The following is a 13,211-nucleotide window of genomic DNA, read 5'->3' on the forward strand; positions in this document are numbered from 1 at the left end:
AATGCGCTAGTCTTGCTTTTTTGGGGCCGGTCGGGAGGCGCCAGATTGGGGCTGGTGTGGGAATGGATGCAGGCGTTGATCTGCTGCGGATCGAGGATGTTGGCATCTCTTTTGCCATTGTCGGGGGACCGTTGCATGCCGTCAGGCGGGCAAATCTTCGCGTCCTGCCCGGCAAGGTCACCGCACTTGTCGGTGAGTCCGGTTCCGGAAAATCGGTTCTCAGCCAGGCCGTGATGGGCATCTTGCCGAACACGGCCCATGTTCGCGGCCGTATCCTGTTTTCCGATCCCAAAAAGCCCGGCACGACGCAGGATATCCTGCAGATGCCGCGCGACGGACCCGAAATCCGGGCGTTGAGAGGCAGCCGCATCGGCAAGATCTTTCAGGAGCCGATGACATCGCTGTCGCCGCTGCACACGATCGGCAACCAGGTCAGCGAATCCCTGCAGATTCATACGCACATGGATCGGACGGAGCGCAAGGCACGGACCGAGGAAATGCTCGGCCTCGTCGGGTTCCCCAATCCCAAGCGCGCCTACGACATGTATCCGTTCGAACTTTCGGGAGGATTGCGGCAACGCGCCATGATCGCCATGGCGCTTATCTGCCGGCCCGCTCTGTTGATCGCCGATGAGCCGACGACGGCGTTGGACGTCACCATCCAGGCGCAAATCCTGCAATTGCTGCGCGGGCTTCAGACCAAGCTCAACATGGCAATGCTGCTGATCACGCACGACCTCGGGGTGGTTGCCAATGTCGCCGACGAGGTGGTGGTCATGTACCATGGCGAGATCATGGAAGCGGGCCCTGTGGAGGCAATATTCCGCCGGCCAGGCCACCCTTACCTGAAGGGCCTCATGGCAGCCGTCCCGCATTTCGACCTGAAGCCTGGCGAAAGGCTGAAGGCGCTCCGCGAGGTGCCGGTGAATGTCGGGACCCTGCTGGGCAAGCAGACGGCGCCGGAAGCGAAGGGGCCGGACGACATTCTGCTGTCGGTCAGGGATCTGAAAAAGGTCTACACCATCCGCAACTCCGGATGGTTCAGCGGGAGCCATCAGACCTCTGTTCGCGCCGTGGACGGCGTCAGCTTCGACATCAGGCGAGGTGAGTGCCTGGGCCTGGTTGGCGAAAGCGGCTGCGGCAAAACCACCGTCAGCAAGATCCTGATGCGGGCCGTCACCCCTACCGGCGGCTCCGTGATCTTCAACGGCCGCGACGGACCGATCGACGTCCTGGAAGCCGAGGGAGACGCCCTGCGCTTGCTGCGGGCGAAACTCCAGATGGTTTTCCAGGATCCGGTCTCGTCGCTTTCGCCTCGCATGACCGTGGAAAACATCTTGAGCGAGCCGCTGGAAATCCATCAACGTGGCAATGCCGCGTCCCGGCTAGCCACGGTCAAGAGCCTGATGCAGGCAATCGGGCTCGATCCGCGCTTCATCCAGCGTTATCCCCACAGCTTCTCCGGCGGGCAGCGTCAGCGTATCGGCATCGCGCGCGCGTTGGCGCTGGGGCCTGAACTGCTGATCTGCGACGAGCCGGTTTCGGCGCTCGATGTCTCCGTGCAGGCGCAGATCCTGAACCTTCTGAAGGACCTGCAGAAGGAACTGGGCCTGACCTACCTGTTCATATCCCACAATCTGGCGGTGGTGGACTACATGGCGGACCGCATCGCGGTGATGTGCGGCGGGCGTATCGTCGAGCTTGCACCGCGCGAAATTCTGCTCAGGAAACCGATCCACCCCTACACGCGCTCACTGCTCGCCGCAGTCCCCTTCCCCGATCTCGACCGGCCGATGGATTTCAAGACGCTGAAGCTCGGCGGCGCTTCCGACACCAGCGCATGGGGCCCGCAATTCCGCGACGAGGGCGAAGAGGATATGCTGTCGCCGCTCGATCTCGGCGGCGGCCATCTCGTGCTGGCCCGACGTTCGGCCGATGTCAGCGAGTTACGCCATTGATCAGCCGCCGCACTGTCCTTGGTCTCATGGCTTCGGCATTTCTGCCGGGCACGGCGCGCGCCGGCGATCTGGAGCCGGATTTTCTTCAGCCGCAGCTGAAAGCCAGGGCTCTGCCGCCACTCGCGGAGCGCCTGCCCAAAAGCCCGCGCGCGTTGAACCTCGCCGCGATGGGCCGGCAGCCCGGCCAGTATGGCGGCACGCTGCGTACGATCATCGGCAGCCAGAAAGATATCCGGATGATGACGATCTACGGGTATTCCCGGCTGGTCGGCTATGACGAAAAGCTTAACTTTCAAGCCGACATTCTCGAAAGCTTCGACGTAAAGGATGATCGCGTCTTCACGTTCAAGATTCGGGAAGGCCATAAATGGTCAGACGGCAGCCTGCTGACGCCGGAGGATTTTCGTTATTGCTGGGAAGATGTGTGGCTGAACGAGGAGCTTTCGCAGGGCGGGCTCGCCCCTGCCCTGCTGGCGGACGGCAAGCCGCCACGTTTCGAGATCGTCGATCCGTTGACGGTGCGCTACAGTTGGGATGCGCCCAATCCCGACTTCCTGCCCAAGCTTGCCGCTGCTTCGCCGACACCGCTTGTTTTGCCGGCCGCCTATCTCAAGCAGTTCCACAAGAAATATCAGGATCCATTCCGGCTCGCCGGCCTGATGAAGGAGAACCGGACCGCAAAATGGACGCTCCTGCACATCCGCATGTCGCGGCAGTATCGCCCGGAGAACCCGGATCTGCCGACACTCGACCCCTGGCAGAACCGGACCAAGCCGCCGGCCGAGCAGTTCATCTTCGAGCGCAACCCGTTCTTTCATCGAACAGACGAGAACGGCCGGCAACTGCCCTATGTCGACCGGATCATCATGAATGTCAGCTCGTCGGCGATCATCTCCGCCAAGACCGGTGCGGGCGAGAGCGACCTGCAATGCATGGGAATCGACTTCAGCGATTACTCCTTCCTGAAGGACGCGGAGAAGCGCTACCCGGTGAAGATGCATCTGTGGAAACGCACACAGGGTTCGCGCCTGGCGCTGATGCCCAATCTGAATTGTGCCGACCCGGTGTGGCGTGGCCTTTTGCGTGACGTGCGCGTGCGCCGCGCCCTTTCGCTCGCTGTGGACCGGCGCGAGATCAACATGGCCGTGTTCTACGGATTGGCGCAGGAAAGCGCCGACACGGTCTTGCCGGAGAGCCCGCTCTACCGGCCGGAATTCGCGAAAGCCTGGGTCGCCCACGATCCCGACCAGGCCAATGCCCTGCTTGACGAGGTCGGCCTTCAGGCCCGTGACGATGACGGCCTGCGGCTACTTCCCGATGGACGCCCGGCGCAGATCATCGTGGAAACGGCCGGCGAAAGCACGCTGGAAACTGATGCGCTCGAACTCATCACTGATCACTGGCGCAAGATCGGCATCGCTTTGTTCATCCGGACTTCGCAGCGCGACATCTTCCGCAGCCGCGCGCTGGGCGGCCAGATCCTGATGTCGATGTCGTCGGGCATCGACAATGGCGTGCCGACCGCCGACATGAATCCATACCAGTTGGCCCCCACCATCGACGACCAGCTGCAATGGCCGCTCTGGGGCGCTTACTATCTGTCGCATGGCAAGATGGGTGAGGCGCCCGATGTTCCTGAAGTGGTCGAGTTGATGGCTTTGCTCAAGCGCTGGAACGGATCGACCCAATCCAGCGAGCGCGCCGAAATCTGGAACTCGATGCTGTCGATCTACACCGATCAGGTGTTCTCTATCGGTACGGTGAACGAAACACTTCAGCCGATTCTGGTATCCTCGCGGCTGCGCAACCTGCCTGACAAAGCACTCTACGGCTACGACCCGACCTCCTATTTCGGTGTCTACATGCCGGACACATTCTGGCTTGGAGGCTCCTGAGCGTGCTTCGATATCTTGTCTGGCGCATCGCTGTGATGGTTCCAACGCTGCTGGTCATATCGGCGCTGGTGTTCACCATCATCGAACTTCCACCGGGCGACTATTTCGACAGCTATGTCGCCGAGCTTCGGGCCCAGGGCGAAGCGGTGGATTCCGACCGCATCCAGATGATGCGCAAGGAATATGGTTTCGACCAGCCGCCGGTCATTCGCTACTTCTACTGGGTGGGCGGGATGCTGCACGGCGATTTCGGCTATTCCTTCGAATATGAGCTGCCGGTTCGCGACGTCGTCGGCGACCGAATGTGGCTGACCGTGCTGGTTTCCTTCGTCACGATCATCTTCACCTGGCTCATCGCCTTTCCGATCGGCATGTACTCCGCCACGCATCAATACAGTTGGGGCGACTACGGCCTGACTTTCTTCGGCCTTCTCGGCCTTGCCATTCCGAATTTCATGCTGGCGCTGATCCTGATGTATTTCGCCAACATCTGGTTCGGCACCTCCATCGGCCATCTCATGGACCAGCAATATCTCGGCGAGCCGATGAGCTGGGCCAAGGCGAAGTCGATCCTCGCCCATCTCTGGATCCCGGTCCTGATCATCGGCACCGGCGGCACGGCGAGCATGATCCGGCGGCTGCGCGCCAATCTGCTCGACGAACTGCACAAGCAATATGTCGTGACGGCGCGCGCCAAAGGCCTTCATCCGTTCAAGGCGCTGGTCAAATATCCGCTGCGCATGGCACTCAACTTCTTCATTTCCGACATCGGCTCGATCCTGCCGGCCATCATCTCCGGCGCTGAGATCACGGCTATCGTTCTGTCTTTGGAAACGACCGGGCCGATGCTGATCAAGGCGCTGCAAAGCCAGGATATGTATCTGGCAGGGTCATTCCTGATGTTCCTCGCCTTCCTGACGGTTATCGGCGTGCTGATTTCCGACCTGGCGCTGGCGCTGCTTGATCCACGAATTCGTTTGCAGGGTGGCAGCACCAAATGAAGCAGGACTCGCCGCTGCCCGCTCCGGGTGCTCCACTGCAACACTACATTTCCGGCGCGCCCTTCGACCTGCAGTCGGTCGAGGCGATGACGCCGGAGCAATCGAAGGTCTTTCAGGCATCGCAGTTGCGGCTGATGTGGTGGAAATTCCGCAAACACCGGCTTGCGCTTATATCCGGCATATTCCTGGCAGTGCTGTATTCCGGGATACTGATCTGCGAGTTCCTGGCGCCCTACAATCTGCACTCGCGCAACATGGACTACATCTATGCGCCCCCGCAGCACGTGCATCTGTTCCACAATGGCGAGTTCGTCGGGCCGTTCGTCTATGGCCGCCAGATGACGCTGGATATGGACACGCTCAAGCGGAACTACATCGAGAACCACGACGAAGTTCAGCGGCTCCGTTTCTTCTGCCAGGGCGACACTTATCGGTTCTGGGGCCTGATCGAAGGTGACAGGCATTTTGTCTGTCCTGCCGAGAACGGCCAACTCTTTCTGGCCGGCACCGACAGGCTGGGGCGCGACGTGCTCTCACGCATGATCTATGGCGCACGCATTTCACTGACTATCGGCCTCGTCGGCATCAGTTTCAGCTTCCTGCTCGGCATCGTCATCGGCGGGCTGGCCGGCTATCACGGCGGTATCTTCGACCTGATCGTCCAACGGATAATCGAAGTCCTGCAATCGATTCCCAGCATTCCGCTATGGCTGGCCCTGGCGGCGATCATGCCGATAACCTGGAGTCCGATCCTGATCTATTTCGGCATCACCGTCATCCTCGGGCTGCTCGACTGGACCGGACTGGCGCGGGCCGTGCGTTCAAAGCTTCTGGCCTTGCGCGAGGAGGATTACGTTCTGGCCGCGCAGTTGATGGGCGCCGGGAGCAGCCGCATCATCAGGCGGCATCTCATTCCCGGCTTCATGTCGCATCTGATCGCGACGGCGACGCTCTCCATCCCTGGCATGATCCTAGGCGAAACGGCGCTGAGCTTCCTCGGGCTCGGCCTGAGGGCGCCGATAACCAGCTGGGGCATCCTGCTCACCGAGGCGCGCAGCGTCAGCGTGATCGCGTTCTATCCATGGCTGCTTTTGCCGATGCTGCCGGTCATCCTCGTCATCATGGCGTTCAACTTCCTCGGCGACGGCTTGCGGGACGCCGCAGACCCCTACAAGTGATATCGCTGTTCCACCGCGCGGCCTGCCGAACACTCCACCCGGTATGACGCTTGTCGGTGGCCGGTTGCGTTATTGCAGGGTTCGTCGTTCGCCTTTATATGCAGCAAGCCTCGATCGGGGCTGCTGGTTCAGGACACACAATCGCATATGAGTCGCCTCGATAATTTCATCAGCAGGATGACCGCGCAGCGCGACATTCTCAATCGAATCTGCCCCGAGGTGGCGAAGATGGAGGGGCTTGTGCTTGAACTCGGCCTCGGCAATGGCAGGACATTCCACCATCTGCGCGAGCTTCTGCCCGGGCGCCGGATCGTGGTGTTCGACCGCGAAGTTGGCGCGCACACTAGCTCAATTCCCGAAGCTGAAAACCTCGTGCTCGGCGAAATACGCGAGACGGGCCGCAAGTTCATTGGCATCGAAGCCGCCCTTGTTCATGCCGACATCGGCACCGGCTATGACGATCGCGATGCAGTGACCGCTACCTGGCTTCCCGATCTGATTGCGAGCCTGCTTCGCGTCGGCGGCTTCGCGGTCAGTGGCACGCCGCTCGATCACCCGCTGCTGCAACACCTCCCGGCGCCCACTTCGGAGCCCGCCGACCGTTATTTCCTCTGCAAGCGCGTGTGAGCGGTAGAGAACTCTTCAGGGGATCGTATAAACCGCAATCTCCCGCTCGATGCCGCGCAGCGAGACCTCGTGCGGCACGGGCGTCAGCGCGTTCCTGTGCAACAGATCGGCGGTGAGATTATCGTCGACCACCGCACGCGTGGCGAAGATCGCCTGTGCGTTGGCGAGGTTCTGGACCCGCGAAGCAATGTTGACCGTCTGGCCGAAATAATCCTGCCGCTCGTTCATGGACACGGCTATGCAGGGGCCGGCATGAACACCGATCTTGAGCAGAAGGTCCTCGCGCCCGCTTTTGTCATTGAGCGCCCGCATGGCGTCGCGCATCCGCAGCGCCGCGGCAATCGCACGGTCAGGCGTCGCGAAGGTCGCCATCACCGCATCGCCGATCGTCTTCACAACCGCCCCTGCCTCCGCCGCGACGATCTCGTGCAGAACCTGGAAGTGCTCGCGTACGAGATCGAAGGCTGAAAGATCGCCCACCCGCTCGTAAAGCTCGGTCGATCCGCGCAGATCGGTGAACAGGAAGGTCAGGCTGGTGATCTTCAGGCGCTGGTTGATGTCGAGCGTATCCGTGCGATAGAGATCCCGGAACGTCTGGTTGGTGAGCAGGCGCTTGGCGGTCACGAAGGGCCGGCGCTTGCCCAGGAAATCATGCAATACCGGGCAGGCGATGAAGACCGTCGGCAGCACGCGCGTGTCGGTCCTGTTTTCCAGCGAAATGCGCAATGGGCCGGGTTGCATCTCCAGCGTCTGGCTCTGGACATGGTCGCGGTCGAAGGCCAGAGAGAGGTTTCGCCGCTCTTTTGCCGGTTCGCCCTTCGCGTCGATGAACTGGGCCGAATGCGTGACCGGCTCGAAGATGATGATGAATTGAGGCGGAAGCTGGATGTGCAGAACCGCCTTTTCACCGGGCGCAAGCTCGATATCTTCCAGCGAGAACGCTTCCATCTTTTCCGCCAGATCCTCGTCCGGCAGATCGGCCCCGGACGCCCAGTAGATCTGGCGGTAATATTCCACCAACGGCAGTTCGTGTGGATTGTGGGCGGCAATCCTGCGCACGCGGGGACTGACGGTGAATGTCACCTCGACCATCTCGTCGAGGGTCGGCGAATAGCCCTGGGAGCACAGCGCGCAGGTGTATTCGTCCTTCTGCATGGTTTTCAGCGTGGCGTTGGTGTCGAGCACGCCGCCACAGCCGGGGCACAGAACATTCCAGGAAATGTCGAAGATGCCCACCCGCGCCGCATGGAGAAAGGCGCTTATGGTGCGTTCCTCGTCGAGGCCACGCTTGCTGGCGAAGGCCAGCGCATTGATGCGGCAAAGTTCGCGGTCCTTGCCCTCGGCGATGGTTTGCCGGATTGCGTCGATTGCCTGCGGATCGACATCGGTCGATTGCCGCAGAAGCGAGAACAGATCCTGAGCTTCGGTCATCGTGCAGGCTCCGGAAATTGCGCCGCTAGAGCATGATGCCGAAAAGTGCGAAGCGGTTTTCGGACGACATCATGCTCTATTTCCTGATTTAGAGGCGGATTCAGATTTCAGGTCGGACAGACCTGAAATCATCCGGCTCTAGGCGTGTTGGCCGAACCGATCTTCGACCCGAACGCTCCATCATACTGCGAAACGGACCGTACGGCCATTCGAATGGACAAGCCTGGTGACAGGTCAATTTCCATTTGTTGAATTCCAAACTATGATAGCCCATGGGGCATTCATCTCTGGGGTTTTCTCCATGCCGACACGCGACAACCCGCCATTTCCGGCGGCCCTGCGCCTTTTCTCGGCGGGGGTCATCATCGTCCTGATCGTCGGGGCCGGCCTGTTTTTCGCGCCCGCGCTGGTCAAGCCGCGCTGGCCCTGGGCCGTCACGCCGTTCAATGCCCGCTTCCTCGGCGGCTTCTACACCGCCGAAATGGCAGTGATGGCGGCGCTGCTGGTCTGGAATCGCTGGTCGCCCGGCAGGCTTGTGCTGGTCATGGCCTTCATCTTCACCGTCATCGTGTCGGCGGCTTCGTTCATCAACCTTGGCTATTTCAACTTCGAGCGCAAAGCCCCCTGGCTCTGGTTTCTGGTCTATCTTGCGTCAGCCGCGGTATCCGGGCTGTTCCTGTGGCGGGCAAGGGCCCGCCCTTCTGCAAAAGGCGTGATCTTGAACCCCGCATGGCGCGCCTACCTACCGGTGGAAATGACGATCCTCGGGGCCTACGGCGTCGGCCTGTTGCTGTTTCCCCTGACATTCGGTGGTTTCTGGCCATGGCCGATCGATGCCTTCCACGCCCAGGTCTACAGCGCCATCTTCCTCGCCGGCGCCGGCGGCACCTATCTCGTCTGGAGAAGTGCACCGCGTGAGGAATTGCTGGTGCTCGGCCTGGCGCAGTTTCTGGTTGGCCTGCTTGCTGTTCTTGGCCTCTTCATCACCGACGCTGCCGTGCACCGGATCGACTGGACGGCGGCCGGGACATTGTGCTGGCTCGCCCTTTTCGGCTGGATCGGCATCAGCGGTATCCTCAAACTCTGCGCCGCCCCCCGGCATTTTGCCGCGCAATCGGCATAGGTCGCAGAGACGGCTGGATTTTCAGGTGACCTCCGGTGCATCGTGCCGGGCATATTGCCTCTGTCGCTTTGTTCTGACGCAATTCCGGACGGAAAACCGCTCACACTTTTCCTGAAATTGCGTTAGGCGGAAAAGCCATGACCAGCACGACCTCCTTATCCGAGAAAATCCAGCCGCAGCTCCGGGCCGTCCGGCCAAGCGATGCCGAGGCGCTGTGCGCTATCTTCAATATGCCGGGGTTCCGCTGGGGCACGCTCAGGATGCCGTTCGAGATGGTGGAGCAGGTGGAGCGGCGCATCGCCAAGTCCGGCCCGGAAACCACCTGGATCGTTGCGGAGCTGGACGGCAAGGTTGTCGGCCATGGCAGCCTGGTCGCGCAGGGTTCGCCGCGCCGCTCGCATATCGGCGAGATCAATATCGGCCTTGACGATGGTTTTGTCGGCAGAGGCATCGGCTCTGCCATCCTAGGCGCGCTGCTTGACGTGGCCGACAATTGGCGCGCCCTTAAGCGGGTCGAGTTGACTGTCTATGCCGACAACGAACCGGCCATCCGTCTCTACACAAGCCATGGCTTCGAGGTCGAAGGCCGGCATGTGAAGGCCGGTTTTACCGACGGGCAGTACCACGACCTCCTGAGCATGGCCCGGCTGCGGTTCTGATGACCACCGTCCCTGCCCTTGCCCCTCCGGTGGACATTTTGGCCGTGCTGTCGCTGCTCTGCCCGGAGGTCGTGCGTGACATCGAGCAGAACTGGAATGCACCGGTTTCCGATTATGCCCGCCATCTGTGGCGGCCGGTGGCAAGGCCTGGATCGGCCCCGTCGATTGCTGCCCGCTCGATCCTGCGCGACGTCCTGCAGCAGCGCCTCGGTGCGATCATGCAGCCTGAAGCGATCGGCAAGGCCCTCAACGAATTCGACCACAGACCGGTTATCCAGTCCGGCCTGCACTGCCTGCTTCTGATGGATCGCATCACCTTCGATGCCCTGCTGCTTGCCTGGCTCGGCGCGGTCGAAAACAGGCTGTCGGCTTTTTTCGGCTTCATGGGAACGACCATGACCATGGAGACAACCGGCCGGGAGGGGCCGGGATGGCTCGATGTCGGCGACGACAAGGTCAATTTGTTTGGCATGGGGCGCCACAAACTGTGCCGCAAAAGCGCCTGCGCGGCCGGTCCCGTCGCCCTCAACGGGCGCGCGCTCGAAACGGTGGGCAATGAGACGGATGCCAGAAGCTGGCTGGGCACGCTGCTTGCCAGCCAGGACAAGGTCTTTGCAACCGCCGCCGATGCGCTGACAGAACTCAACGAGGATCTGGTCGCCGATTGGGATCGTTCCGGCATGGCTCGGCCGGTTTTCATCGATGATAGGCTGGCCGCGACTGTCGTGTCGCGGCATCTGGAAGATGAAGGCAGCCTTCTTTCCAGGCTGCTCCTCGAGCCCGCAAGGCGCCGGCGTCTCGACCATGCCTTGCAAGAAGCCGCATCGGGCCCATTTGGCAGGTTCCTGCCCAATGCCACGGACTATTTCTGGGGCATCCGCGAGCAGCGCGTGCGCAAGCTCGTCCTCGAGAACGGGCGGCTGATCGAGCCTGACAGGCCGCATGGTCTTTCCATCCCGTTCGAGCGGCCGCATCTCCAGCAGGCACTGCTGGACGGCCTGCTTTTGCCGGACTTGTTCCTGATGTTCCTTGCCCTTGCCATATTGCCGCGCGTGCGGGTTGTGGGCGGCCTGAGACAGATTGGCTATGTCGCGCTTTTCCACTCGATCCTGCTGGCTGCGCTTGATGAAAACGCGCCAGAAGAGCGCGATCTGGCCGCCGAGCTGCAGGTTCGGGAAAATGCCTGGGGCATGCGGGTCATCGATGAAAAGATCTCGGTCCGCGAGCAGCTTGCCGGACTGCCGGAAGGGGCGCTGTTCCCGGACCTGCTGCGGCAATACCGGTTGCGGACATTTGCCGAGACGACCGATGACCTGAAACCGGTTCGCGAAAACGCCCGATGGCGCAAGATCGGCCGGGCCTCGGGCCTCTGATCCGGCCGGGCTTTAGCCCGTCATTGCACCACGCCGGCCTTGCGGAGCCCCTCTACCATCAGTTCGAAATCGGCAGGGTTCTTGTAAGGCAAGACCTTGCGACGGTGTTCCAGCGAATAGGCGGGATTGACGCGAAGCAGGTCCTGCCATGCCGTATGGGCCTCCTCCAAACGGCCCAGATGGCCGTAGCATGCGGCCAGAAGCGCACGCGAGACGTCGGTGACAGCGTTGCGAGCCAGCCGTTGCAGCAAGAGGTCGACGGCCTCTTCGTACCTTCCCAGTTGAAACGATGTCAAAGCCTGGAAGTGCAGAAGCACATCCGGAAAGTATGGATTCAAGGTCTTTCCCCGGGCGAAACTCTCTAGCGCCTCCGCGGGTCTACCCGAATAATACAGCGCCTCGCCGCGGGCGACGTGCGCTTCGGCGAAGTTCGGATTGAGGGCTATCGCGCGCTCGACCTCGCCGATGGCTTCATCGTGCCGCCGTGTGTAAAGCTTGGCCGATGCCAGCGCCCAGTGCGCCCAGGGATCGCTGTCATCCAGCGTTACCGCTCGCGTTGCTGCCTCTTCCGCTTGCGCCATCGAGTCCGACGCACCCCACCTGTTGAGGTAATCGAGCCCGTACGTGAGGGCTAGGAAAGCGTGGGCAGAGGCAAATTTCGGGTCCAGTTCGATGGCCCGCTGCAAGAGCTCGCGGGCCGCGACGTTCGTGTCCTTCGTCAGCCGGTGCCACAGCTCCCGGCCCCGCAGGAAACAGTCATACGCCTCCGGGTTGCGCTGGTGTTCGGGCGCCAGCCGCAGACGGTCATCCTCGGTCAGATTGAGCGCCAGCGCACCGACGATGTGCTGCGTCACGTCATCCTGCACGGCGAATATGTCAGTCAGATCGCGATCGAACCGCTCCGCCCAAAGATGGCCGCCTGAGATTGCATCGATGAGCTGCGCGGTGATGCGTACCTTGTTCCCCGACTTGCGTACGCTGCCTTCAAGGACATAGCGCACGCCGAGCTTCGTGCCGACATCCTGCACATGGACGTTCTGGCCCTTGAAGATGAACGACGAATTGCGAGCGATGACGAAGAGCTGTGACAGTTTGGACAGCGCCGTGATGATGTCTTCGGAGATGCCGTCGGCGAAGTAGTCCTGTTCGGCATCACCGCTCATATTGGCGAACGGCAGCACGGCGATCGACAGTTTCGGCGGCGCTGCCGCAGCCGGAGGGCTCGTCGGGGTTTGCGAGGTCACGGCCACCTTGGCCCCGGCGCCGACCTGCAGCGAATACACCCGGATCGGCTCGGCGATGTTCTTGAGCTGTGTGCTGCCGAGATCGCTGACCGAGAGGTCAAGCCTGGCCTTGACCTGGCGATAGGCATCCTCGGACAGGCAGATGGCGCCGGGCGCCGCAACGCCCTCCAGACGCGAGGCGATGTTGACGCCGTCACCCATCAGGTCGCCATCGCTCTCTTCGACCACGTCGCCCAGATGGATGCCTATCCTGAACTCGATGCGGCGCTCCTGCGGTACGCCGGCATTGCGCTCAACCATACCGTTTTGAATCTCAACGGCGCAGCGCACGGCATCGACCACACTGCGAAACTCAACCAGTGCCCCATCTCCGGTACGCTTGATAACCCGCCCGTGGTGCACTGCAATGATCGGATCGATCAGGTCGCTGCGCAGTGCCCGCAACCGCGCCAAGGTACGATCTTCGTCCGCGCTCGCGAGCCGGCTGTATCCGACCACATCTGCAGCCAGGATTGCGGCCAGCTTACGGTTCTCGCTCATGGGTCGCCTCCTCATCTCCATCATAGCAGGAAGACGGCGGGACGAGGGAATTTTCGCAAATCACGGCCACGCGGCCGCCCGTATCGGCAGTGCTCCACCGCCGAACCCAGACCGATGCCCATTTGCGCTGCCGCTTGCCGGTTGACGACTATCGGTTCATCCTTGTGAATACCCCGGCCGTG

10 protein-coding genes are annotated in these 13,211 nt (G+C 61.6%); 8 read left to right on the plus strand and 2 right to left on the minus strand.

The features are described from left to right. The first annotated feature begins 62 nt into the window (after nucleotides 1-62). The 5 genes from NKI96_RS23345 to NKI96_RS23365 all read left to right on the plus strand — a co-directional run bounded on the left by NKI96_RS23345 (nucleotide 63) and on the right by NKI96_RS23365 (nucleotide 6,659). Nucleotides 63-1,958 carry an ABC transporter ATP-binding protein gene (locus NKI96_RS23345; protein WP_023672138.1) on the plus strand — a complete coding sequence of 632 codons (1,896 nt, stop codon included), beginning with the start codon at nucleotides 63-65 and terminating at the stop codon, nucleotides 1,956-1,958. Further along, nucleotides 1,955-3,853 carry an ABC transporter substrate-binding protein gene (locus NKI96_RS23350; RefSeq protein ID WP_023736728.1) on the plus strand — a complete coding sequence of 633 codons (1,899 nt, stop codon included), beginning with the start codon at nucleotides 1,955-1,957 and terminating at the stop codon, nucleotides 3,851-3,853. The genes NKI96_RS23345 and NKI96_RS23350 overlap by 4 nt, the downstream gene beginning before the upstream one ends. 2 nt (nucleotides 3,854-3,855) lie before the next feature. After that, nucleotides 3,856-4,854 (plus strand): ABC transporter permease, encoded by a 999-nt coding sequence (locus NKI96_RS23355; protein WP_023672136.1) that lies wholly within the window; start codon nucleotides 3,856-3,858, stop codon nucleotides 4,852-4,854. Continuing rightward, nucleotides 4,851-6,032, plus strand: coding sequence for an ABC transporter permease (locus NKI96_RS23360; RefSeq protein WP_031249370.1), 1,182 nt, complete (start codon nucleotides 4,851-4,853; stop codon nucleotides 6,030-6,032). Before NKI96_RS23355 ends, NKI96_RS23360 begins: the two co-directional genes overlap by 4 nt. Before the next feature lie 147 nt (nucleotides 6,033-6,179). Beyond that, nucleotides 6,180-6,659: a class I SAM-dependent methyltransferase gene (locus NKI96_RS23365; RefSeq protein WP_023672134.1), complete on the plus strand. Its 480-nt coding sequence runs from the start codon at nucleotides 6,180-6,182 to the stop codon at nucleotides 6,657-6,659. Nucleotides 6,660-6,674: 15 nt separating this feature from the next. Here the strand turns inward: NKI96_RS23365 and NKI96_RS23370 are convergent, their stop codons facing one another. Continuing rightward, entirely contained in the window at nucleotides 6,675-8,090 is a 1,416-nt protein-coding gene (locus NKI96_RS23370) for an adenylate/guanylate cyclase domain-containing protein (RefSeq protein ID WP_023692889.1), read from the minus strand. Nucleotides 8,091-8,391: 301 nt separating this feature from the next. On the opposite strand from NKI96_RS23370, the gene NKI96_RS23375 reads away from it, so the two are divergent. The 3 genes from NKI96_RS23375 to NKI96_RS23385 all read left to right on the plus strand — a co-directional run bounded on the left by NKI96_RS23375 (nucleotide 8,392) and on the right by NKI96_RS23385 (nucleotide 11,245). After that, nucleotides 8,392-9,213, plus strand: coding sequence for a hypothetical protein (locus tag NKI96_RS23375; protein ID WP_023685079.1), 822 nt, complete (start codon nucleotides 8,392-8,394; stop codon nucleotides 9,211-9,213). Between the two features lie 137 nt (nucleotides 9,214-9,350). Beyond that, on the plus strand, nucleotides 9,351-9,872 hold the full coding sequence (locus tag NKI96_RS23380) for a GNAT family N-acetyltransferase (protein WP_023685080.1): 522 nt from the start codon (nucleotides 9,351-9,353) through the stop codon (nucleotides 9,870-9,872). Next, nucleotides 9,872-11,245, plus strand: a complete 1,374-nt coding sequence (locus NKI96_RS23385) for a hypothetical protein (RefSeq protein ID WP_031195611.1) — start codon at nucleotides 9,872-9,874, stop codon at nucleotides 11,243-11,245. The genes NKI96_RS23380 and NKI96_RS23385 overlap by 1 nt, the downstream gene beginning before the upstream one ends. Before the next feature lie 20 nt (nucleotides 11,246-11,265). Here the strand turns inward: NKI96_RS23385 and NKI96_RS23390 are convergent, their stop codons facing one another. After that, nucleotides 11,266-13,029 carry an adenylate/guanylate cyclase domain-containing protein gene (locus NKI96_RS23390; RefSeq protein WP_023687631.1) on the minus strand — a complete coding sequence of 588 codons (1,764 nt, stop codon included), beginning with the start codon at nucleotides 13,027-13,029 and terminating at the stop codon, nucleotides 11,266-11,268. Between the last annotated feature and the right edge of the window lie 182 nt (nucleotides 13,030-13,211).

The organism is Mesorhizobium sp. M0292 (genome assembly GCF_040321695.1).
In the GTDB taxonomy this organism is placed as follows: Bacteria; Pseudomonadota; Alphaproteobacteria; order Rhizobiales; family Rhizobiaceae; genus Mesorhizobium.

What these genes read in the sequence shown, in the direction of transcription:
- NKI96_RS23345 (WP_023672138.1), top strand. Translation starts at nt 63, where the DNA reads ATGGATGCAGGCGTTGATCTGCTGCGGATCGAGGATGTTGGCATCTCT.
- NKI96_RS23360 (WP_031249370.1), top strand. Translation starts at nt 4,851, where the DNA reads ATGAAGCAGGACTCGCCGCTGCCCGCTCCGGGTGCTCCACTGCAACAC.
- NKI96_RS23365 (WP_023672134.1), top strand. Translation starts at nt 6,180, where the DNA reads ATGAGTCGCCTCGATAATTTCATCAGCAGGATGACCGCGCAGCGCGAC.
- NKI96_RS23370 (WP_023692889.1), bottom strand. Translation starts at nt 8,090, where the DNA reads ATGACCGAAGCTCAGGATCTGTTCTCGCTTCTGCGGCAATCGACCGAT.
- NKI96_RS23375 (WP_023685079.1), top strand. Translation starts at nt 8,392, where the DNA reads ATGCCGACACGCGACAACCCGCCATTTCCGGCGGCCCTGCGCCTTTTC.
- NKI96_RS23380 (WP_023685080.1), top strand. Translation starts at nt 9,351, where the DNA reads ATGACCAGCACGACCTCCTTATCCGAGAAAATCCAGCCGCAGCTCCGG.
- NKI96_RS23385 (WP_031195611.1), top strand. Translation starts at nt 9,872, where the DNA reads ATGACCACCGTCCCTGCCCTTGCCCCTCCGGTGGACATTTTGGCCGTG.
- NKI96_RS23390 (WP_023687631.1), bottom strand. Translation starts at nt 13,029, where the DNA reads ATGAGCGAGAACCGTAAGCTGGCCGCAATCCTGGCTGCAGATGTGGTC.